Annotated in this window: 21 protein-coding genes; 4 read left to right on the forward strand and 17 right to left on the reverse strand. The window is 41.1% G+C overall.

The features are described from left to right. Positions 1-63 precede the first annotated feature (63 nt). From D5281_RS05405 to D5281_RS26880, 3 genes are read left to right on the forward strand one after another with little or no spacing between them, the layout of a single operon-like run. Positions 64-669, forward strand: coding sequence for a TlpA family protein disulfide reductase (locus D5281_RS05405; RefSeq protein WP_160559113.1), 606 nt, complete (start codon positions 64-66; stop codon positions 667-669). Next, positions 647-814 carry a CD1871A family CXXC motif-containing protein gene (locus D5281_RS25460; RefSeq protein ID WP_277935186.1) on the forward strand — a complete coding sequence of 56 codons (168 nt, stop codon included), beginning with the start codon at positions 647-649 and terminating at the stop codon, positions 812-814. Before D5281_RS05405 ends, D5281_RS25460 begins: the two co-directional genes overlap by 23 nt. A gap of 13 nt (positions 815-827) precedes the next feature. Next, positions 828-1,676, forward strand: a complete 849-nt coding sequence (locus D5281_RS26880; protein ID WP_160559114.1) for a 4Fe-4S binding protein — start codon at positions 828-830, stop codon at positions 1,674-1,676. Between the two features lie 154 nt (positions 1,677-1,830). Here the strand turns inward: D5281_RS26880 and D5281_RS05415 are convergent, their stop codons facing one another. Next, positions 1,831-2,880, reverse strand: a complete 1,050-nt coding sequence (locus D5281_RS05415; protein WP_160559115.1) for an NAD(P)-dependent alcohol dehydrogenase — start codon at positions 2,878-2,880, stop codon at positions 1,831-1,833. 56 nt (positions 2,881-2,936) lie between these two features. After that, positions 2,937-5,261 carry a hybrid sensor histidine kinase/response regulator gene (locus D5281_RS05420; protein WP_330584853.1) on the reverse strand — a complete coding sequence of 775 codons (2,325 nt, stop codon included), beginning with the start codon at positions 5,259-5,261 and terminating at the stop codon, positions 2,937-2,939. A 223-nt stretch (positions 5,262-5,484) separates the two neighbouring features. On the opposite strand from D5281_RS05420, the gene D5281_RS05425 reads away from it, so the two are divergent. Continuing rightward, on the forward strand, positions 5,485-6,027 hold the full coding sequence (locus tag D5281_RS05425; protein WP_160559116.1) for a Uma2 family endonuclease: 543 nt from the start codon (positions 5,485-5,487) through the stop codon (positions 6,025-6,027). Positions 6,028-6,072: 45 nt separating this feature from the next. Here the strand turns inward: D5281_RS05425 and D5281_RS05430 are convergent, their stop codons facing one another. The 15 genes from D5281_RS05430 to D5281_RS05500 all read right to left on the reverse strand — a co-directional run bounded on the left by D5281_RS05430 (position 6,073) and on the right by D5281_RS05500 (position 22,106). Continuing rightward, on the reverse strand, positions 6,073-6,441 hold the full coding sequence (locus D5281_RS05430) for a RidA family protein (protein ID WP_160559117.1): 369 nt from the start codon (positions 6,439-6,441) through the stop codon (positions 6,073-6,075). Positions 6,442-6,608: 167 nt separating this feature from the next. Continuing rightward, positions 6,609-7,112 (reverse strand): GNAT family N-acetyltransferase, encoded by a 504-nt coding sequence (locus tag D5281_RS05435; RefSeq protein WP_330584854.1) that lies wholly within the window; start codon positions 7,110-7,112, stop codon positions 6,609-6,611. 27 nt (positions 7,113-7,139) lie between these two features. Then, positions 7,140-9,920 carry a glycoside hydrolase family 3 protein gene (locus tag D5281_RS05440; protein ID WP_160559118.1) on the reverse strand — a complete coding sequence of 927 codons (2,781 nt, stop codon included), beginning with the start codon at positions 9,918-9,920 and terminating at the stop codon, positions 7,140-7,142. Between the two features lie 267 nt (positions 9,921-10,187). Further along, positions 10,188-11,294 carry an acyltransferase family protein gene (locus D5281_RS05445; protein ID WP_160559119.1) on the reverse strand — a complete coding sequence of 369 codons (1,107 nt, stop codon included), beginning with the start codon at positions 11,292-11,294 and terminating at the stop codon, positions 10,188-10,190. Next, positions 11,291-12,259 carry an FkbM family methyltransferase gene (locus D5281_RS05450; protein WP_160559120.1) on the reverse strand — a complete coding sequence of 323 codons (969 nt, stop codon included), beginning with the start codon at positions 12,257-12,259 and terminating at the stop codon, positions 11,291-11,293. The genes D5281_RS05445 and D5281_RS05450 overlap by 4 nt, the downstream gene beginning before the upstream one ends. 24 nt (positions 12,260-12,283) lie before the next feature. Continuing rightward, positions 12,284-13,930 (reverse strand): glycosyltransferase family 9 protein, encoded by a 1,647-nt coding sequence (locus D5281_RS05455; protein WP_160559121.1) that lies wholly within the window; start codon positions 13,928-13,930, stop codon positions 12,284-12,286. A 27-nt stretch (positions 13,931-13,957) separates the two neighbouring features. Beyond that, complete coding sequence (locus D5281_RS05460) at positions 13,958-15,241, reverse strand: ABC transporter ATP-binding protein (protein ID WP_160559122.1); 1,284 nt, start codon at positions 15,239-15,241, stop codon at positions 13,958-13,960. After that, on the reverse strand, positions 15,242-16,027 hold the full coding sequence (locus D5281_RS05465; RefSeq protein ID WP_160559123.1) for an ABC transporter permease: 786 nt from the start codon (positions 16,025-16,027) through the stop codon (positions 15,242-15,244). It abuts the gene before it with no gap. 36 nt (positions 16,028-16,063) lie between these two features. After that, the gene (locus D5281_RS05470; protein ID WP_160559124.1) at positions 16,064-17,299 is read right to left on the reverse strand and encodes a glycosyltransferase family 9 protein; all 1,236 of its coding nucleotides are present in this window, start codon (positions 17,297-17,299) and stop codon (positions 16,064-16,066) included. Between the two features lie 17 nt (positions 17,300-17,316). Then, on the reverse strand, positions 17,317-18,294 hold the full coding sequence (rfaD, locus tag D5281_RS05475; protein WP_160559125.1) for an ADP-glyceromanno-heptose 6-epimerase: 978 nt from the start codon (positions 18,292-18,294) through the stop codon (positions 17,317-17,319). Positions 18,295-18,310: 16 nt separating this feature from the next. Next, positions 18,311-19,378 (reverse strand): glycosyltransferase family 9 protein, encoded by a 1,068-nt coding sequence (locus D5281_RS05480; protein ID WP_160559126.1) that lies wholly within the window; start codon positions 19,376-19,378, stop codon positions 18,311-18,313. Positions 19,379-19,519: 141 nt separating this feature from the next. After that, positions 19,520-19,996, reverse strand: a complete 477-nt coding sequence (locus tag D5281_RS05485; protein WP_160559127.1) for an adenylyltransferase/cytidyltransferase family protein — start codon at positions 19,994-19,996, stop codon at positions 19,520-19,522. Continuing rightward, entirely contained in the window at positions 19,986-20,978 is a 993-nt protein-coding gene (locus D5281_RS05490) for a bifunctional heptose 7-phosphate kinase/heptose 1-phosphate adenyltransferase (RefSeq protein WP_160559128.1), read from the reverse strand. The genes D5281_RS05485 and D5281_RS05490 overlap by 11 nt, the downstream gene beginning before the upstream one ends. Continuing rightward, positions 20,975-21,547 carry a D-sedoheptulose-7-phosphate isomerase gene (locus D5281_RS05495; protein WP_277935187.1) on the reverse strand — a complete coding sequence of 191 codons (573 nt, stop codon included), beginning with the start codon at positions 21,545-21,547 and terminating at the stop codon, positions 20,975-20,977. The genes D5281_RS05490 and D5281_RS05495 overlap by 4 nt, the downstream gene beginning before the upstream one ends. Further along, positions 21,519-22,106, reverse strand: a complete 588-nt coding sequence (locus D5281_RS05500; RefSeq protein WP_160559130.1) for a D-glycero-alpha-D-manno-heptose-1,7-bisphosphate 7-phosphatase — start codon at positions 22,104-22,106, stop codon at positions 21,519-21,521. The genes D5281_RS05495 and D5281_RS05500 overlap by 29 nt, the downstream gene beginning before the upstream one ends. Positions 22,107-22,298 lie beyond the last annotated feature (192 nt).

Below are 22,298 nucleotides of genomic sequence, written 5' to 3' on the forward strand. Positions count from 1 at the left end.
GACGTATTCTTTATCTAGAGCACGTTTGCGCATAAAAAATATTCTATATGCAGGAGGTAAATTATGAAAAAAAGCGATAACAAACGTCTTTTTGTATTGTTGATACTAGCCATTTTATTAACCGGTTGTTCCAATTCCTCTCAGGCTGAACCGGAAAATAATGTTGAAGCTGAGTCTGAGATGGAAACTGAGTTCCAATCCGAAACAGAGACAGAGGGCGAAAGCGCATCTTCCCAAATTGTCTTTGAGGGCCAGGACATAGAGGGAAATCCGGTTTCTTCCGCTATTTTTTCCAGTTCAAAACTTACAATGGTAAATGTATGGGCCACCTACTGCAATCCATGTTTAAGCGAGATGCCCGTACTTGGTGAGCTGGCCGGCGAATATGAGCCCGACCAATTCCAGATTATTGGCGTGATCAGCGATGTATTGGAGGGCGGAGATCAGAAGGCAATAGACCTTGCCGCAAATCTGATTGAACAGACGGGCGCCAATTATACGCATTTGCTTTTGAATCAATCTATCTTTCATGCTCTCCTTACAGATGTGACAGCCGTTCCCACCACTTTTTTTATTGACGAAAGCGGAACAATTGTGGATATCGCAATTGGCGCTATGGATAAATCGGCATGGGAGGAAAAAATTAATGGACTTTTACAAGAATCGTAAGCGATGGCTATCCAGAAGCTCCCTTTGGCTGTGGGGATTCCTGGCAGGCATTTTATTTCTGGGCATTGGATCTGCCCGCGGTCAGTTTTCTGTAATGTGGAGAAAAGCTGTGATGATCTGCATGGAATGTATTGGGATTGGATAGGGGAACTATATTTATGAATAAATTGCGTTTCAGCGTACAAATTCTTTTTACTATCTTTACAAACGGATATGTTTATGGATTTTTAAAAGGAAAAATATACCAGGGCCCTTTCAAGTATACTTGCGTTCCGGGACTTAATTGCTATTCCTGTCCTGGCGCAGTTGCCTCCTGCCCCATTGGAGCCCTTCAAGCTTTGCTGAACCAGCAGGGATTTCATATTCCCTTTAGCGCCCTCGGATTTTTCTTTTTATTTGGAAGCCTTTTAGGCCGTTTTGTCTGCGGCTGGTTATGTCCTTTTGGGCTGGTACAGGATCTTTTGCATAAAATTCCTATTTTCCGCAAAAGGAAACGGCTGCCTTTACACCCTATATTGAAATATGGCAAATACGCTGTTTTATTTCTGTTGGTTTGTGTCGGCTCCCTGTTCCTGTTCGGAGGATTTGCCAAAGTTCCTGCATTCTGCAAATATTTGTGCCCATCAGGCACCCTCTTTGGCGCTTTGCCGCTGCTAAGTACCAACCCTTTGCTTCGCTCTCAGGCGGGCGGGTTATTTCTCTGGAAATTGGGAATATTACTTCTGATTCTATTTTTGTCCATCAAAGTTTATCGCCCTTTTTGCCAATATTTATGCCCTTTAGGTGCAATCTATGGGTGGTTTAACCGTTTTAGCCTTCTCCAAATCCACCTAGAAAATGAGCGGTGCACTTCCTGTGGGGCCTGTGAAAAAGCATGTCCGCTCTCCCTCTCTGTTCAGGAAATATCCTGTTCCCCGGAATGTATACGGTGTGGTAAATGCACACAGGCTTGCCCAAATCGCTGCCTGCATTTTACCATGAAGAGCAATGAGGATAGTCATAAATAGCAGTGGATAATCATCATAAGCATAATACGGCACAGGACATACAAAATACGGCGCCTTCAAAAACAGACTGTTCGCTCTGTTTTGAAAGACGCCGTATCTTTTTCACTTTATTACAACACAGGATCGGGCAACATATTTTTCTTTCTTCCTTTCCCTATCCTGCAATGTGGATAACTGCTTTCACAATATCCGCCTTATTGTTTGCACTGTAATCCATTGCATTCTGCGCTTCATCAAGCTCGAAGATATTCGTCACAATCCCTTTCAAATTTACCTTGCCTGCTGCCACTGCGTCAATTGCCATAGGATAAATATGACGATAGCGGAACACTGTCTTAAAGGTCAGCTCTTTATCAAGCGCAAGGCTCATAGGCAGCGTCATCTCTCCGCTCTTGCTATAGCCAACTAACACAATCGTTGCACCCTTTTTGGTCATATGGATTGTCTGAACCGTTGTCGCCTGTGTTCCTGCTGTCTCGATTGCCAAATCGCAGCCTTTCCCCTCTGTCAGCTTCCTTACTTCCTCCACTGCGTCCTTCTTACTGCCGTTGATTACGCCGTCCGCACCTAATTCCAAGGCTTTTTGCAAACGTTTCTCCATAATATCCACTACGTATACTTTAGAAACACCCATGGCCTTCAAAGCCATCATGGACACAAGACCTATACAGCCTGCTCCCATAACCACCGCTGTCTGCCCAGCTCTTGCACCGCCCTGCATCGCGGCATGAAAGCCTACCGCCAAAGGCTCAATCAAGGCGCCTTCCATGGTGCTTACATTATCCGGCAGCTTAAAACATAAATCGGCTTCATGGGCCACATATTCCTGGAACACCCCATCTACCGGCGGCGTTGCAAAAAAGACTACGTCCGGGCAAAGATTATAACGGCCACTCTTACAGTATTCGCAGTGTCCACAGGTCTTTCCTGGTTCTAACGCTACTCTGTCGCCAACCTTTAAGTGCTTTACATCCTTTCCTACTTCTACAACCGTTCCACCCGGCTCATGTCCAAGTACAAAAGGCGGCTCTACCACATAATCTCCGATTGCCCCCGACTCATAATAATGTAAATCGCTGCCACAGATACCTACATACTCTAACTTGACTAACACCTCATTGTCCTTTGCTTTGGGAATGTCTCGCTCCTCAAATCCCATCTTTCCAATCCCCAGCATTACAGCTACTTTCATTTTACCTTCCATACCCGTTTCCTCCTTTCGCCCTTTATCCCAATATTAGTGACAGTAAATGTGCCTGTTTAATCTGCTGACCTTTTTACAATTTCCTCCAAAACCTCCAGCAGCTTGGATATATCAATGGGTTTTGCAATATGACCGTTCATGCCGGCCTCCAGAGCCGCTTTTTTATCTTCATCAAAAGCGTTGGCTGTCATAGCGATGATTGGAATACCGGAACTATCTCGATTTTCCAGCGCCCGAATCTGTTTTGTTGCTTCATATCCATCCATAACCGGCATCTGAATATCCATTAAAATCAGATCATACCGCCCGGGTTCCGCTTCCCTCATCCTCTCTACCGCAACAGCGCCATCGTTCGCAACATCCACAGCAAAGCCGACTTGCTTAAGGAGCTCCTCGGCAATCTCCTGATTCAGTTCATTATCCTCCACCAAAAGAATTTTCTTTCCCTGGAAGGAAACTGTTTTCTGCAATTTTTCTTCTGTGTTTTTGTCTGTAAATGGCGACTCCAGTATCTCTCTAAGCTCCGATAAAAAGATAGGTTTTGAGCAAAAAGCAGTGACGCCTGCTTTTCTTGCTTCTTCTTCAATATCCGCCCAATCATAGGCTGTCAGAATGATAATCGGTGTTTCTTCTCCGATCAGCCTTCGAATCTGCCGTACCACCTCAACCCCGTTCATATCTGGCATGAGCCAGTCTATGATATACACGGCATACACGTCCTCCTGTTCCCATGCAAGCTTTACGCGAAGCACTGCCTCCTTGCCAGATGTGGTCCAGTCCGGACGCATACCGATATCAGCCAGCATTTTAGTTACGCTGGAACAGGTATTAAAATCATCATCTACCACAAGCGCCCTGAGCCCCGTAAGCTCGGGGATCGTTTCCTTCCTTACCGGTCCGGAACAGGTCTTAAACTGCAGGGATACCACAAACGTGGTACCCTTTCCCAACTCACTTTCCACAGAAACAGTACCGCCCATCATATCCACAATGTTCTTGGTTATCGCCATACCAAGTCCGGTTCCCTGAATTCCGCTGGCCGTACTTGTTCTCTCGCGCTCAAAGGGATCAAAAACATGCTTTAAAAACTCTGGGCTCATTCCAATCCCCGTATCTTTTACCTGGAATTCATAAGCGGCATAACCCTCCGGCGTATTTTTCTTCTGCAAAATCCGAACGCTTATCATCCCACCCGGCTTTGTAAACTTCATTGCATTACTCAACAGGTTCAGCAAGATCTGATTTAACCTGAGTTTGTCGCACAAAATATGTTCGTTTACCACGTCCACTGTATCAATATAAAAATCCAGCCGCTTTGACATAATATCCGCCTGGACAATGGTCTTTAAGTCATGCAAAATCTCCGGAAGGGAGCTTTCTTTTTCTTCGATTTTCACCTTTCCGCTTTCAATCCGGCTCATATCCAACACATCGTTAATAAGGCTCAGCAAATGATTGCTGGAGGTCGTAATCTTTGTCAGATAGTCCTGTACCTGCTCTTTATTGTCGATATGAGCGGCGGCAAGCGATGTAAAGCCTATGATAGCATTCATGGGAGTCCGAATATCATGGGACATATTGTTAAGAAACGTGGTTTTCGCCCGGTTGGCATGCTGTGCCGCAGCCAGCGCGTCCTGAAGATCCGCTCTCTGCGCTTCCAGCTGCGCTGCCATCTTCTTCTTATCATCAATGTCTATAAAAAAACCTACAAAGGTGATCGGAGAACCATCCTCCCTCCTGGACAGCCGGCCGGCCGCATGGAACCATCTCCAGCCTGCATTTTGGGTGAGAAGGCGGTATTGCACATCATAGGTCTTCTGACCGGTATAGTCCTTTACCGTGTCCCAGTATTCCTTTATCACATACGCTTTATCTTCTTCATGCAGCAAATCTGACCAGGATTCCAGCTTGTTAGGGAAATCCTCTACGCTTTTGTATCCCAGCATCTTTCGAAACACATCGGTCCAGATACAAGAGACCATCTCTCCGCGCTCGTTAAATTCCATACTCCAGGGACCGGAACCCAAAGCCGCTTGAATATTTTCCATGGCAGCCCTCTCCCGCTCGATCTGGGCAAGCGCCGCTATGAGCCGATCCTTGTCAGCCTTTTCCTGATTCAGAATTGCTTTCTCATTTTTCCTATACTGATGAACCAGCATCACAAATACCAGAAACACTACAATTGCCGCAACAGTCGCTTGCATCAGGAACCTTTGAAAAGCCTCAGGAGATTCTACACCTATTTCTTGCAGCATATAAATTGCCTGACCTGTTTTGGAAACTTCTGTCCCACATATAATCACAAGAACAAGAAGCACCGCCAGCGCGATTCCGCCTCCTATAATAAAAACGCCAGGCTGTTTCTTCTTGTTGGATTGCACTATTTTTATCCCCCTGTGGTTTAAGCTAGTCTCATTTCATATGTCCGAACTTGAAAATCTTTTACATTGTATCACAGGATCCACCAAAAGTCAAAATATCCCCTGACAAAACCAGGTTTATAAGGTTAACCTGTAAAAATAGTTTCATTTGTTTTTTTATACTATAGTCATTATAAGCTGAAAATTACAAGAAATTTTATGGATGATAGAAAGGTAATCGAACATGGCATTACAACAGGAAAGGGGATATACCGTTGATGATATCTACACTCTCCCGGATGGAAAAAGAGCAGAGCTGATCGATGGGCGTATTTATGATATGGCGCCGCCTGTGAGAATTCACCAGAAATTAATAACGGAATTTGTCTCTGTTCTCCACTCTCATATCAAAAATAATACTGGCCAGTGTGAGGTTTACCCCGCTCCGTTTGCGGTATTTTTAAATGAAGATAACCGAAACTATGTCGAGCCTGATATTTCCATAATATATGACAAGAGCAAGCTAACAGACAAAGGATGCAGCGGAGCCCTGGATCTGATCATTGAGATTGTTTCGCCGAAAACCCAACAAGTGGACCATGGCATAAAACTTTTCAAATATCGTACCGCAGGAGTAAGGGAGTACTGGATTGTCAACCCCACAACAAATATCGTGAATGTATATGATTTCGAAAATGAAATTGGAATATGTCAATATCATTTTCATGATGAAATTCCGGTGTGTATTTTCCATAACTTAAGCATACGGATTTCGGATTTTTGGTAAACAAAAGCCGCCCTGGTGATTGAGCTCACCTGGACGGCGTCAATTTTACTTCGGACAATATGCAACCGCATCCGCCTGAAACTGCAAGCCATTCTCTCCGCCTGCATGTGCAAATTCGGTTTGAATAGACTTTCGCACAGGATATTTCCCCTTGAACCTTTCTTTGATCACCTTTTCCATGACCGGAATATTCCAGATATCCCGAAACAGACAGTCCATCTGTACCACATTCTCCAGCGTTAAGCCTGCCATGGCCAGCCTTTTTTCCATCTCATCAAAGGCGCCGTTAATCTGCTGCTCTATGCTGCCGCCTATGTTCCCAACGCAGTAGCTTAAAAAGCAAAAGCCTCCGGCTTTAATCATTCCTGCATGGGCCCACTGCTCATGTACATCCAATCTTTCTATTTCTTTCATTTTTCCTCCATTCCGAAGCATTTTACCAGTCCATTTGATCTGGTTTCAGCTTCCTGACTTCATTTTTAGTATTATAACAAAGGAACTATGACAACATCATGTCATAGTTCCTTTGATAAATCTTATTTTTAAGTTTCCAATAGACAGATTGAAACTTCTTTGCTTGCTCAATCTATTTTCTCATATGCCAGTCTTGGGTAAGCATCCTCTGTTACATATATGGTTCCACAAAAAATAAAACCGCTTTTTTTCAACAAGCCCTGCATCACATAGTTGTCTCCATGGGTATCCATCCGTAGATGCCCACATTGTTTAAAAGCCCAGTCAATGCAGAATTTCCCAATCCCTTTTTCGCTTCCATCTCCGGCCAGCCTGTGAACCACACCGTATGTATCACCGCCTATCCATTCACCGCCTTCGATCACCTGGTAAGTTGGCTCTATGTCCTTACCCTGTGTATAGAAAAATGTACCCACAATTCGTTCTTCACAGACACAAACATAGCAACTGCCCTCCGCAATATCGGAATGAATCAGCTCATCCGGGGGCCATTTTGTAGGCCCCCATTGATTTGGATTGCCATGCTCTGCCATGAAATGGCGGGCATGCTTATAAATCTCCATGATGCGGGAAAAATCTTTTTCTGTCCCATGCTGTATTATCATTTCCATAATCAGTCTCCACGCTGCCGCTGTAGATTAAAACGGCATTTTCGTCTCCCCTATCTTTTCGATTTTAAGTACGTCAAGCTGCATTCCACTTACAGAGAAATAAAGCTTAATATAATGATTTCCCATAACAAATCCCAAATCCAGCGACTGCTTCGTCCACTCCTTATCAGAACCGTTAATCTGGAAGGTTCCCTTAAGCTGATTGTCCACAAATACCGACATAGACAGCTGTGAAAGCTCCGGCGCATCTGCATCGGCCCGCATGTTTACACAAAGCCCATAGATGCCCGGTTCCTTCATCTGGATTCCAAAAATCTCACTATTTCCGCGCTCCGTATTCACCTTGCTCATATCCAGAGTCGTGTCCTTCTCAATAACATGGTATACAATGTTCTGCACTTCTTCATCTGCATCATCTTCATTTCCAATAACCACCAAATCATCCTCCGGCGTCTTTCCAAGGAAACGGTCCATCACAGGTGAACGCATGAGCATCCGACAGATATTATCCGCACACCGCTGATACTCTCCTCTGGTTGTTTTACCCTCTGCAATGGATTCCATAGAATTATCGTGGGTTGCATTGGACGCAGAGTCGGAGGTTACCATAAACAAGTCGTTCTGCGCACGCACCATAACTCCTGTGTTTTGGATTGCCGGTTCCTGTCCTTCCTCATTCATCTTAGCCCACCAGTCTGTCATCACAATACCATCAAAGCCCCACTCATCACGTAAAATAGCCGTCACAAGGTCGTAATTACCTGCGGTCCAGATACCGTTTACCGCGCCATAGGTGGTCATGATTGAATAAGCGCCGCCATCCTTTACCGCAATTTCAAAGCCCTTTAAGTAAATTTCCCGCAATGCCCTCTCCGACACAACGCTGTTACAGTCATGACGGTGGAATTCCTGATTATTGGCAGTATAATGCTTAATCGTTCCGGTGACCTTTGCATAACCCATACCCTTAATCTGCGCTGCCGCCATAGTTCCTGTGAGATAAGGATCCTCCGAGATATATTCAAAATTACGTCCGTTTAAGGGGTTGCGGTGAATGTTGATTCCAGGACCTAAAAGGGTATCAATCTTATTTTTGCGAAGTTCCATGCCTTCCATCTGATAAAGTTCTTCCACCAAGGGCATATTATAGGTACACCCAAGGGCCGTGCCGTTTGGAAGTGAGAAGGCTCTGGTACCGCAGTCCATACGTATACCAGAAGGCCCATCCGCGCAGCAGCCGACCGGAATACCAAATTTCTTAAGCCGATCCGTTACTCCCCCAAAGGCTGCCGCTGTTCCCGGTGTCACTTTGGGGCTGCACATACCTTCCCCGCGGACAATGCAGGCAAGGTCTTCATCGCTTAACTGTGCAAGAAAGGTTTCCATGCTGATGCGGTTCTCATAGACATCTGCAAGCTGATAGCCCTGATCGCCGCTGTAGGGAATATCTGCCTGGCGCCTTTTCACAATTTTATCCATGGGGCTTATGGTTCTTAGGGGTACTGCCTCATAGTCCACCCGGTATCCTGCTCCATCTGCCTGCGGGTGGAAACGGGAAAATTCCAAAACCGGCGCCATTGCTTCCTCCAGCTGATTTATTATCACCGTTTCTTTCACTTCAAACTCGCCTGCAAGCGCAGCGCTTTGTACATCCGCTCCTATGTAAATGCCATAGGTACCAGCCTCTAAAACATAACAGGATTTATATCCCGTACATCCTCCATCATCATAAGATGCCATGTCCGCTTTTGACACGGAAATCTTAAGAATACAAGCTTCACCTGGTTCAAGCTCCTTTGTCTTTTCATAGGCTTTCAGTTCCCTTACCGGTTTTCCCAAAGCTCCCTGAGGCGCCGATACGTAAAGCTGCACCACTTCTTTTCCGGCAGATGCGCCTGTATTCTTTACCTCCACCTTGGCGTAAATCTCCTCTTCTTTCTCCTTGAAATCCATCGTCTTTATCTGAAAGCTGGTGTAGGATAAGCCATATCCAAAAGGATAGAGCACTTTATCCTTGGCAAAGGTCTCAAAATAACGGTACCCTACATAAATATCTTCCTGGTACAAATTCTCTTTGGCGTCCCCAAAATTCTTCGTAGAAGGATAATCTTCAATATCCCCTGCAATGGTATCTGAAAGCTTTCCACAAGGCGGTACCTTGCCGTTTAAAACATCCAGCACACCGTTGCCGCCTTCCTGTCCGCCCTGCCATACATACATGACAGCCGAAGGATTGTACCTCTCTACCCATTTCATATCAATGATATTTCCTACATTTAAAAGCACTGCCACCTTTTCAAAGGCGCCGCATACCTTTTTAAGCATGTCCTCCTCCGCCTCAGTGAGCAGATAGCTTCCCGGTATCGCCTTCGCATCCTGATCCTCGCCTGCTGTCCGCCCAATCACCACAATCGCAAGCTCAGATTCCCTTGCCGCCTCCGCTACAAGTTCTTCCGTCAGTGGCATTTCCTCCTGACTCCAGGGTTCCTGCCCCCATCCCGCTCCTTTATCAAAGGGATGCTCCTTCACCCAGGCCTTGTAAACATCCGCCAGCTTCTCATTAAGCAAAATATCTTCGCTTTCTTCCAGCGCATCCAAAATACCAATAGCACGCTTCACATTTACCAGGCCTCCTGAGCCTGTTCCGCTCTTATAATAGTGAAGCGCAATTCTTCCGAAAACGGAAACCCTGTTTCCCTTGCGAACCGGAAGTGTATGGTTATCATTTTTTAAAAGCACACAGCTCTCAGCTGCAACCTGGCGCGCCAATGCGCAGTACTTCTCCATGTCCAGTGTATAATTGGCCATAAATCCCATTCTCCTTTCAAAATTATATAATGGCTTAGAGCATCTAAACCATTACGGAATTTTAATCCTTTTGGCAAATACCTTTGGTTTCATCATATAATATTCTATATGCTTTTTCCATAGATATTTGTATATTTGATCATTTTAAACAGGAAAAAGGTTCCTTGCATTTTGTAATGGGCCACGTCCGCTTCTATCTTCAAGTATAACAGTATCTTCCGCTATCCCGGCTTTCGCGGTTAAACATAATGGTTGTATATCCAATTTTCATTTACCTGCCGCTGCCATAGTATCATAATAATATTTTCTAATCTTTCCCGATATAGATTCCTCAACATAATGAAGCGCCACATATGCCGCTGTCATCGAGCAGAAAATATAAAGCATACAGAATCTTCCTGTCTCATAATTCCACTCCAAAGAAAAAATTTCGTTAAACGTTACAAGGATAAGCTGAATCGGATAATGAATCATAAATAAAGAAAAGGAAAGCTTTCCTAACGCCTTCATCGCCTTACCGGAAAGTATTTTCCGAATTACACGGATACGAATAGAAAAATAAACTAACGCCGGAAATAAAATGATTGAATAGCAACATGCCACAAGCCACCCATTATTATCCATGCTCATCCACAAACAAGCACGAAACAAGATCCAAATCAACAGTACACATATAAACACAATATCAAGTATTTTTATATTTATTTTTTCATATGATACTACTACGTCAAATATACATCCCGTGAAAAAAGCTATCATGCCTCGTCCTATCCAAGGCCAGTTTAAGAAAACATATAAATTACTTTGTATCATTGCAAAACCTGCAACAAGCATCAATAGACAGCACATAAGAAATCCTGATTTTTGAATTGATTTTCTACTAATCCAGAAAAAAACAAAATACAAAACTACACTGATACTGACTGTCCATGAAACCTGGTTAAAACTGTTATCACTTTGAAATCCAAATTGATGTATCATAAATATATGTAGTATAAAATGATATAAATCGTTTTTGATAAAGCACCACTGCCCAAGATTACACGTATTGCGGATCGCCTGAACCACCGCCACCATACACAAAGTAAACAAATGCATGGGATATAACCGGGAAATCCTCAAAACTGTAAATTCTATCCCCTTCATACCGCTGTTAATCTGAGGATAATATAAGAGTGTAAACACAATCCCTGACAGCATAAAAAATAATTCTACCATCAGCCATCCGTTTTCGCATAAATTCCTGGTCAAAGTGCAATATAATGGAGATAGATCCACGCTTAAGAAATTCCCATAATGAAAGAAAAAGGCAATGATCACAGCTCCTATTCCTTTGATACCGTTCAAAGGCTCTAAAATGTCATTTTTCTTCATGGCTCATTTACATTTCCTAAAATAATGTCGCTTCGTTCCATCCAGTTAGGCGCATCCTCCGGAATAGGAAGATGTGCTACCTCGATTTCTTCAAAATCATACTGAGCATTGTTAGCCAAAACAATTTCTATGGTATCCGGATAGGCCTTCCCATCATAATATGTAACATTACAGTAATTATTGGCGTGAACATGTACTAATGTATGTGTCCGATATACTTTCTCCATGCCTTTTATAATGTTCTCCGTCCAGTCATTGCTGTTTAGATTATGCCATTCCATAACAATTTGGTCGAATTGGCACAGTGTTTCTTCTTTTACCATATTGAAAAAGCCCCATTCCGCTCCCTCCACATCCATTTTCAATATCATGTTTTTATGATTTCTATGTCCATTTTTTTCCATAAAATTTTCCAGTGTATTCAAGTATGTATCATAAGGAATGCTGCTTGCAATTCCCTTTTTAAAAAAATGGAATTGCTTCTTTTTATAGGGCAGCTCTTTAATGGAGAAATCATACATATAAATATCATACCCATGTTCCGTCATTGCATCATCCCACGATACATCATTGCTTATTCCAAAGGAATACGCAACGCTGCCTTTTAAATCATCCAGCATGACGTATCCACCGTCATGGGGAGCTCCTACTCGGATAAATGGAGTATCTTTAACTCTTTTAATGCGAAGCAGTTTCCAAATCCTTAAAATATGTTCAATATGATTCGTTTTATTTCCCAACATAATATTGCTCATATCATTTAATCGGTTTTCCATGGAAAGGTTCATGCGTAGCAGCGTATAGAAAAAATTGAATTCATTTGTTCTTATCTCATTCAACATATTTTCCATTTTCTTAAGTCGTTTTTCCATGGCATACTTATCCCCCTTATTCTCACTCGCAGCTTTAGGCTGTTTTGTTTCATCCGTCATCCAGCTTTTTATTCTTTTTCTCAGCATCATCATTAACCTCCATCCACATGATTGTTTCTAGTTTAGATACATATCGTTCGTTAAATAATATCCTTCTTTGCATAAAATCCGATTTGCTTCGCGGACCAGATATTCTATATGCTTGTTTCCCATTGAAAAAATAATAACAAAATCAACAGATTCATTTCCGTATGGAATACTGAAATCAGATGCAAGCCTCATATCTACCCCGCTTTCTATTCCATACTGCATAAGAGATCCAAAAAGTACGACATCATTACCACATCCATAATCAGCATCAAAGGTAAACACCTCAAGTCCCATTTTAGCCAGTATGAACGGAAGCCAGTCTCTTTTAGGATTTATCAAAGCAATCTTACATGCCCTCCTCTCTTTCACCGCACTAATTGCATTACGGTAAAACATGGTCCAACCTTCATCCCAGGTCAGTAATTTTTGATTATCCCTAAAACATAATGACTGATAATGGTTGAGCTCATCTTCACAAAATTCATTTTTATAAGATTCCTTTTCACAATTTTCTTTTATCACATATTTCTTATCCTGAAGTACTTCCTTTGTCTCCATATACTGTTTGATATCTTTCCAGACAATTAACGGCGTAACACCATAGATACAGGCAGGCTGTTCTTCATTCTTATAGCATTGGAAAGCCCAGTTTTCATGGATTCCCATGCAGCCATTACAGGATGGATTTACAAGATTTCTATTTTGTGGATAAGAATATATCGTAAGCGGCGTAGGACCAAAAATAACTTCACAGGGTGTTCCTAACTGAGTTGCCATATGAACCAGCCCACCCTCGCAGTCAATATGTAAGAGCGATTGTTTTAATATCCACTTGGTCACTTCTAAATTTTCCCCCAATATATGCGCATCCGCCCCGAACAGCGCATCGCACTTGGCATCTCCAATTTGTATGATGCGAATATTCGGATATTCTTTATGAATCATTTCAAATAATGTTTCAAAATATTCTTTCGGCCACATTTTTATTTGATGCTTTTTCTTGCCCATTCTGTCTGCACCGTAATTGCATGTAATATATTCTTTCTTTTTCAATCCCAAGGAAACATATGCTTCATAGGCCTCCTGATCCATAAAGATACCACTCCACCGATCGCTGATTCGAAAGCATCCCTGCATTCTCAACTCTGAATAGCGATTCAACCCCTGCATTTCCATCTGTTGAAAATGAATCCTTTCCCGATAACACTGCTGTGGTATCATAAGATATATCTCATTCCATTTCAAACGTATTTTCTCAACAATTCTGAACAAATGGGGACTAAAAACATATACTCTTTTGGCATTATAATGCTGCACATGTATAAAATGCTCCACTTCCATTGCCAAGTCATATTGATAGGCAGAATTATCATACATAGATATGGGTAAAACGCGCATAAATGGTCTTTTTGCAAAAATTGCTTCTCCAAATTCCATCTTTTCGCAATAAACATCAATTTTGCAGGGCGCATAAGTAAATAATTCATCCATAAATTTAGAACTGACTATATAATCTCCTAATCCTCCCGTAGGTTTTACCGCAATCTGCAAATACTCCTTGTGAGGCATAACCTCAACCTTGTTTGATAACTTTAAAATTGCATTTATCCTGCTTTTCAAAAAATAAATAAGATAATCCAGCATCAGTGTGATACATACCACAATTTTTTTCATGAAAGCGCTCCTATTATGAAATTTTTATCAAGTTTTCGTATTCCAATCATGTTCTATATGTACAATTCCTACTTCTGTTCTTTCCCGGTTACGAATACCTATTTTTTTTACCGCTGATACTTTATCATACAAAATCCCCATTTCATCCGTGATTTCAATACATAGCAAATAATAAGCATCCAGCAGATGAATATCTTTCATAACCAAATCAATTTCTCCACTTTCCTGCGCATATATATCTTTTCCAATCTCTATAGAATCAACAGAATAACAAATGATATAATCTGAGCGTAATAGATTTACCCGAAAAACAATCTTATTGCCGGCCATCCGTTCCTGACAGGAATATTCCAAATGCACAATAATGGTATCTCCTGTTGCAAACATTTTAGCGACATGCCCATCTTCATTTCTGACCTCTGCTTTTGTAAAATAAACTGCAAAATTCCCCTCTCTGCTCGCATCCGTGTTGAATTCATCCATTAATTCCAGACAAGTTCTTTGAATCCCCTTTTGGCCTTCATTTTCTATCTTTTGTGTCCTTACAACCTGATTCTCATATACCTTTCTTTTTTGACGGACATGGTTCATTTCATCCAGATAATGTTCACAGACCTGTTTTGCAGCGCCGTCTTCTCTTATTCTGCCCCCGCTTATCCAAATTGCCCTTTCACATAGCCCTTCTATCTGGCCTAAAGAATGCGTCACAAGTACAATGGTAGTCCCCTTTCTCTTTAATTCCTGTAATTTGCCAAAACACTTTATCTGAAAAGAGGCATCTCCCACCGCCAATATTTCATCAATTAACAAAATATCCGCATCTACGTTAATCGCCACAGAAAATGCAAGCCGCATATACATCCCTGAAGAATAGGTTCGAACCGGATTATCAATATATTCTTCCAATTCGGCAAACTGTATGATTTCGTCCATTTTACTTTTCATTTCTTTTTCTTTAATACCGTAAATCGATGCGTTCATATATGCATTTTCTCTTCCCGTCATATCGGGGTGAAATCCGGTACCAAGTTCAATTATGCTTGATACCCTGCCCTGTACTTTGATTTCCCCTAAATCAGGCTTTAAAATGTGCGAGAGCATTTTTAATATGGTGCTTTTCCCGCAACCGTTCTTGCCAATCAATGCCACGGCTTCTCCCTTTTTGATCTCAAAATTTATTCCTTGCAAGACCTCCTCTATCCTGTATTTAAAATTCCAGTGCAATAGCTTTTCTTTCAAAGTATTGCTCTTATCATTGTATATTCTGTATTTTTTATATACGTTATGAACGCAGATTGTCTTTTGTCCCACTTACAGTTCCTCCACAAAGCGTTCTTCCAGCCTTATAAATATTGTTTCAGAAATAATCATCATGAATATAGTAAAAATCAGCACCCGCCCTAATGCCTCGGCATCTGGCACAGACTGGTAATAAAGAATATCATGCAGCGCATTGATAATCGCCGTCATGGGATTTAAATTAAGAATAAAACGTAATAGAAAATGCATCTGCATATCTCTGGATTCATACATGACAGGCGTAATCCATATCCATGCAAACATTACGATAGACACAATATATTCCATATCTCGCAGATATACATTTAATCCCGATAAAATGATCGTTATTCCAATCACTAAAAAATATTCCAGTAAAAAGACCACTAAAAGATACGGAAATAAACTGATTCTAATTCCGTGTCCTGATAACAAAATAATCAAAATCATAATCATCTCTGCTAGCAGCATATTAATAAAACGGCTTGTTGCCGCAGAGATAGGCAGAATTTCTCTTGGGAAATATATTTTACTTACCATACCGGAATTAGCGACAATACTTCCCGTTCCCTGGGTCAGGGATTCCTGAAACATATTCCACGCTATCATTCCAATTCCTAAATACAAATAATATTTTTCTATCCCGCTTTTGAAAAAAAAGGAAAACACAATTGTGTATACAATAATCTGTGCAAGCGGATTAATCAGATTCCACAAAAAACCAAAAACAGAGCCTTTATACCTTCCCCTCAGATCCCTAATCACTAACCGGCGAATCATGTCTTTATAAGAAACTACTATTTTCATTTTCTCAAGCATCTTAAGTCTCCATGTCTTTCATAATCCAATGTCAACCTATTCTCTCTGGCAAACCCTCTTAACGGATTTTAAAACCATTTCCGGCGTAATGTCTGCCATACACTGTGTGTAAGAGCCTGTCTTGAAACACTGGTACGCCCAATCACCATACACCCCCATACAATTATGGCATCCTTCACTCTGCAAATTAATGTTTTCCTCATATCCATACATATGAAGGGGCGTTGGTCCAAAAATAACAATACACTTTGTACCAAGCTGCGTAGCAAGATGAACCAGTCCGCCTTCACAATCAATATGCACCTGACTGCTTTTCAAAATCCATTTCGTCTGCTCAATGCTTTCTCCCAAAACATATTTATCACACCCTTCCACCGCCTCCGTATCAGCTCCGCCAAGTTGTACAACCTTCATGTTTGGAAATTCTAAGTGGATAAGTTTTACCAATTTAACATAATATTCCCTATACCACATTTTCAACTGGTTAAATCCGGCTCTCATAACATCTGCACCATAATTGATTGTCAAATACTCGCCTTTTGCAAATCCCTCCTGTTTCCATTTCTCAAGGAAAGACTTGTCCATTGGAATAAACACATTCTTATCCGCAATTTCAAAAGCCTCTCCCATACGAAGCTGGGTCCACCTGTCAAGTCCAAGTACCCTGCATCTTTCAAACTGTATCCTTTCCCTCCAATGCTGTTGTGGAATATTTACATAAAGCTGGTTCCAATGCGTAACAATATATTGAACTTTTTCATATAGAACCGGAGACAGCTCCCGCAGTCTCCTGCCGTTATAGTTTTTTACATGTACAAAATGCTCCACCAGAAGTCCTAAATCATAGGAATTCCTGCTTTTTTCAAACTCTCTATAATCTCTTAGACAAACATCTTCCCTGCTTCCATAAACAGCACTTCCAAATTGCTGCTTTTCACAAAATACATCTATTGAACACTTGCATATCTGTTGTATATTTTCTAAAACCTTAGCACTGATGATGTAATCTCCCAAACCGCCTGACGGGCAAAATGCAATATACACACTGTCATCAGCAAAATGTTTACTCCTTTTTGAAGATCCTGTAACATCACGAATTTTGCCAATTACAAAAGAGAGGATAGACGCGCCGACTGCTTTCCATCCTTGTATCGCCGCCATATTTTTAGCAGTAATTATCAATTGTGCCGCAATACCATGATCAAGCAAAAGCAAAAATACCTCCAGCAAACAGCACAAAAATAGAATCAGGCTGATTATGATCCAAAGCATTTACTCCTCCATATTGTTTAATAAATCTGAAATCCCTTCATCAAATAATTTTGAACATAATCCTTTATTCCGGCTTCCAGGCTATAAAATTCACCCCAATATCCTGCTTCACGCAATTTATCCATGCTGGCCTGTGTATAGTATTGGTACTTTTCCCTGAGTTCTTCCGGCATCTTAATAAATTCAATGACAGGGCTCACATTCATGCTATCGAAAGTCGCCAATACCAAGTCATAAAAAGTTCTTGCCTTTCCCGTTCCTAAATTAAATAAACCGCTGATATCCGGTCGTTCTATCATATATTTCATTACTTTGCATATATCCTTCACATAAATAAAATCCCTCATCTGACAGCCATCGTCATAATCTTTTCTATAGGATTGAAATAAACCCTTTTTTCCGGTTTTTGTTACTTCGTTAAAAGTATGGAAGATAACGCTTGCCATATTCTTCTTGAAATACTCATTTGGACCATACACATTAAAAAATTTAAATCCCACATGTTGTTTTGGCGTTTTACCGCCAACAGCAATCTCCTTTTCAGCCCATAAGTCAAATAATTGTTTGGAATAACCATATCCATTTAATGGGCACAGTCTATTGATATCCCCTTTGTCATCAAACCCCTGGTTCCCAGCTCCGTAAGTTGCCGCACTACTTGCATAAAGAAAACTGATTCCATGATCAGCGCAGAAGTTCCACAGTGTTTTCGTATATTCAAAATTATTTTTATATAGGAAATCAAAATTCCGTTCTGTAGTTGCAGAACACGCTCCCATATGGATGACATGGGTAATTTTTCCTGAAAAATCCTGTAATCGGCTCAGAAACTCATCCCGGCTAATATATTCCCTATATCTCTTATTTCTCATATTCATCCATTTATCGGTTTCTTTTATGTTGTCAACAATGACTATATCCTCTATTCCCATGTCATTTAAGGTTCTGACCATACAGCTGCCGATAAATCCTGCACCGCCAGTTACAATCATCATTTGTTTTCATCCCCTCTCATTCTTCCTTTTCAGATATTAGCAGCGAAACTTTTTCCCACACCTCTTCTACCGTATTTTCAAGTACACAGGGATAAACAGTTTCTACCTTATAAATACATTCATTACTACAATTCATACAGCTTCTTTTATGTATCGCAATCCGAATATCTGATTTTAGCTCATATCCGATTGACAGGTAATTCAGAAATAAATCATATACATAACCCCCCGATACTACGCAGGTTTTCCTTCCGGTTCCTACCGCTATATGATAAATGGATGTATCATTCGTCAACACCATCTGAGATCTTCCAATGACCTCCACCAGTTCCAAAACCGTTGTTTTTCCAAGCAGATTACATACCGGAATATCTGCTGCAAAATTCAAAAATTGTTCTGTTACCTCCCTGTCCTGTTCAGTCCCGCACACTACAAGATGCCATTTTTTCTCCTGATAAATTCGCTGGGCTATCTTGCCAAATCGTTCTGCCGGCCATCTTTTAACCGGAATGGATGCAGATGGGTATACAACAAAAAAATGAGCTGGCAGCAATTTTGTCTTCCCAACAGGCAATTGGGCAATAAGAGGTTTAAAATCCTGGTTTGCTAATACAGACCAGACTTTTGCATAATGTTTTGTTTTATGTACGTTTTTACCTTCTTCCAGCAATACATCATATATATTGTTTCTAATCCACTTAGGACACTGATATTTCTTATCCTGCTTCGGCAAAATCCCTATCTTTTTATCAGCGCATACCGCATTCATCACATATACATTAGGAGAGCATTCTTCACATCCAATCGGATCAATTGCGATATCATAGTACTCTCCCCTCATCCTTTTTAAAAAAGTAATACGGTATTTCAAACTAATGTTTGCCCTGCGATAGTCAATCGGTACAATTCCATGAAACTGACTTTTAAACAGTTCTTCGTACTCCTTATGACATGTTAAGAAAACTTCATATTCTTCCTTAGGATATAACTGAAAGATATATGAAATGGAACCATAAAATATCACGGCATCCCCAAGGGCATGGGTAAAAACAACCAGCACTTTTTTCTTCTCCGGCCTTTCCAAATTTTCTTGCTTTTTGTTTTTCCGCTTTGGTTTTGGGATAAAGCGGAGCAAGAAAGTATCATAAAAATAAAAGAAAATTCTTATCTTTTGTAACGCCGGTACCCTCAGCATTAACTGTACAATTCTATGAAACAAAGACATCTATAACATTCCTTTGATTTTCTCAATCATATCTGTACTGGAACATCCATCCACAAATTCCACATATTCTACCCTGCCGCCATATGGCGTCAAAACATCTATTTCAGGAATATACTTGCCGGCATAATCACCACCTTTCACCCAGATATCCGGTTGGAATTCTGCAATTCTCTCGCAAGGCGTCAGTTCATCAAATAAACAAACATAATCCACACACTTCAACCCCGCCGCCACTATGGCGCGCTCTTTTTGCGGAACAATCGGGCGTTCCATTCCTTTCAATTCTCTGACTGAGGCATCTGAGTTTAGAAGCAGCACCAATACATCTGCTTTTTGTCTTGCCTCTTCCAAATAAATAACATGACCTGCATGCAGAAGATCAAAGCATCCGCTTGTTGCCGCAATCTTTTTACCTTCCTTTTTTAAACAATTACATATGCTGCGCAATTCCTCATGTCCCAAAATCTTATTCTTCATCAATGCTCCTCACCAATTCTTCCGGTGTCACCGCCACTGTTCCTATTCTGGTAATCACCACACCTGCCGCCAGATTGGCAAGTTTTACGGCATCCGCTATCGCCAGACCGCTGACCAGCGCTAGCGAAATGGCACTGATTACCGTATCGCCTGCACCGCACACATCATATACCTGTACATCTTTTGCCGTGTAATCTTTGCGTCCGCCACTAGCAGTAAACACGGATATCCCTTTGCTTCCTCTTGTAACAACAAGTGCTCTTGCACCGGATTCTTCAAGATATTTTTTACCTGCAAGGTTCAGGGCTTTGTCATCCTCAATTCTAATTCCAACTGCTTCCGCCAGTTCTTGATTATTAGGTTTTACAAAATCAGCATTTTCAAAGGCTGATATATTCCGGCTCTTTGAATCTATGGAAATCAAGACATGATATTTCCTGCACAATTTGATAATTCTTTGGACAAAGCCCGCATCATTTAAAACGCCTTTTTTATAATCAGAAAGCACTACCAAATCCAGAGTACTAATCATTTTTACCAGATAACCGTAAATTTTTTCTTTGGTCGAATCTGCTATCTCTCTATCGTCTTCATTATCTATTCGCAGTAATTGCTGGCCTTTTGTTGCGTACCTGGTCTTAACTGTTGTAGTTCTCCCCACTTCCGCTATCATTCCTTGAGTTGCAATTCCCATTTCCTGAAAATGATTTCTAAGCCAATTCCCCATCTCATCTTCCGCAGCGGTTCCTGCTACAGCCGTTTCTGCTCCAAGGCATCTGATATTATGTGCCACGTTACTGGCTCCGCCTGCTTCCAGGCGTCTTTCTTCAAAGTCGAGGATTGGAACCGGTGCTTCAGGTGAAATTCGACAGACCATGCCAGTAATATACTCATCAACCATTAAGTCTCCAATAATCAAGGCCTTTTTGTGTGCAAATTCTCTCATGACTGTTTTTTTATATAATTCTCTCCATCCGCTCATGTGAATAATTCCTTTTCTATCATTTCGCACAGCAGATGGATGCTCCATATATGTATTTCCTGAATTCTTGGCGTTGCGTCAGAAGGCACAATCAGTGCGCAATCACACAATTCTTTCATTCTACCGCCATCTTTTCCCAGAAATCCAATTACTTTAATTTTCTTTTTCTTTGCTGCCCTTATGGCATAAATCAAATTCTCTGAATTCCCACTTGTAGAAATAGCTGCAAATAAATCTCCCTCTCTCCCGATGCCCTCGATCTGTCTTGAAAATACTTCCTGATAGCTATAATCATTGGCAATACTTGTAACTACGGAAGGATCCACACACAGTGATATAGCTGGAAGGGGAGCTCTTTCCAGCTCAAATCTTCCTAATATTTCACCTGCAAAGTGCTGTGCATCTGCCGCGCTGCCTCCATTCCCTGCAATCATAATTTTGTTTCCGCCTTTTAGTGTTTCTATCATGGCGGTCCCTGCATCCTCCAGCACTGACATATATCCGTCTATTTCCAACTTTTTTAGTAAATCTTCTTTCTGGCTAATATTGTCCTTTATCCAATGCTGCATGTTCATTCTCCTTTTGTATATCTTCTGCTGCTTCTAAAATGCCTCCCTGAATTCTTTTGATATTCATTTCGTCAGCTTGTTTTCCCTCTTTTGAATTGCTGTATAAAAGAAATCCTTTTACTGCGCTTCTTTTGCAGATTTCTAAATCCCGCATTTTATCACCTACGGCATAGGATCCTTCCAAATCTATATGCAATGCTCTGACAGCCTGCATGAAAAGCTTCACTCCCGGCTTACGGCAGCTACAATCTTTTCTGTATTTTTCTATCAGGGCATCCGGATGATGAGGACAATAATAACATGCCGCAATATCAATTCTATCTGCTGCTAAATCATTCAGCATCCATACATTCAGTTTTTTGAAGTCTTCTTCCGTATAAAATCCCTTAGCAATTCCGGACTGATTCGTAATTATAACCAATAAATATCCTGCATCCTGCAAAAGTTTCAACCCCTCTTTTGCGCCTTGTAAGTATTCAAAATCTTCTATTTTGTATAAATAATGCTTTTCAACATTGATAGTTCCGTCACGATCAAAAAAGATTGCCTTTCTTTGCATCTTAATCCCCCATACTTCCAATAACCCACAAATTGGGGCGTAAGTACAAATTTTTCGTAGAAAATTTTCAGAAATTTATTTCTGTCTTCACATATTAATCCCCATTCTTGCCAACACCCCCGCAAATTTGGGCGTAAACACAAATTTGTTGTGTGAAAAATTTATTTTTCACACTATCATCATCTTCTAAAA

The sequence above is a fragment of the Parablautia muri genome (genome assembly GCF_009917485.1).
GTDB lineage: Bacteria > Bacillota > Clostridia > Lachnospirales > Lachnospiraceae > Suilimivivens > Suilimivivens muri.

Coding starts and splice junctions, on each gene's coding strand:
- D5281_RS05405 (WP_160559113.1), top strand. CDS start 64: ATGAAAAAAAGCGATAACAAACGTCTTTTTGTATTGTTGATACTAGCC.
- D5281_RS25460 (WP_277935186.1), top strand. CDS start 647: ATGGACTTTTACAAGAATCGTAAGCGATGGCTATCCAGAAGCTCCCTT.
- D5281_RS26880 (WP_160559114.1), top strand. CDS start 828: ATGAATAAATTGCGTTTCAGCGTACAAATTCTTTTTACTATCTTTACA.
- D5281_RS05415 (WP_160559115.1), bottom strand. CDS start 2,880: ATGGAAGGTAAAATGAAAGTAGCTGTAATGCTGGGGATTGGAAAGATG.
- D5281_RS05425 (WP_160559116.1), top strand. CDS start 5,485: ATGGCATTACAACAGGAAAGGGGATATACCGTTGATGATATCTACACT.
- D5281_RS05430 (WP_160559117.1), bottom strand. CDS start 6,441: ATGAAAGAAATAGAAAGATTGGATGTACATGAGCAGTGGGCCCATGCA.
- D5281_RS05435 (WP_330584854.1), bottom strand. CDS start 7,112: ATGGAAATGATAATACAGCATGGGACAGAAAAAGATTTTTCCCGCATC.
- D5281_RS05440 (WP_160559118.1), bottom strand. CDS start 9,920: ATGGCCAATTATACACTGGACATGGAGAAGTACTGCGCATTGGCGCGC.
- D5281_RS05445 (WP_160559119.1), bottom strand. CDS start 11,294: ATGAAGAAAAATGACATTTTAGAGCCTTTGAACGGTATCAAAGGAATA.
- D5281_RS05450 (WP_160559120.1), bottom strand. CDS start 12,259: ATGATGATGCTGAGAAAAAGAATAAAAAGCTGGATGACGGATGAAACA.
- D5281_RS05455 (WP_160559121.1), bottom strand. CDS start 13,930: ATGAAAAAAATTGTGGTATGTATCACACTGATGCTGGATTATCTTATT.
- D5281_RS05465 (WP_160559123.1), bottom strand. CDS start 16,027: ATGCTTGAGAAAATGAAAATAGTAGTTTCTTATAAAGACATGATTCGC.
- D5281_RS05470 (WP_160559124.1), bottom strand. CDS start 17,299: ATGCTTTGGATCATAATCAGCCTGATTCTATTTTTGTGCTGTTTGCTG.
- rfaD (WP_160559125.1), bottom strand. CDS start 18,294: ATGATGATTGTAACTGGCGGTGCAGGATTTATCGGCAGCTGTATGGTC.
- D5281_RS05485 (WP_160559127.1), bottom strand. CDS start 19,996: ATGAAGAATAAGATTTTGGGACATGAGGAATTGCGCAGCATATGTAAT.
- D5281_RS05490 (WP_160559128.1), bottom strand. CDS start 20,978: ATGAGCGGATGGAGAGAATTATATAAAAAAACAGTCATGAGAGAATTT.
- D5281_RS05495 (WP_277935187.1), bottom strand. CDS start 21,547: ATGCAGCATTGGATAAAGGACAATATTAGCCAGAAAGAAGATTTACTA.
- D5281_RS05500 (WP_160559130.1), bottom strand. CDS start 22,106: ATGCAAAGAAAGGCAATCTTTTTTGATCGTGACGGAACTATCAATGTT.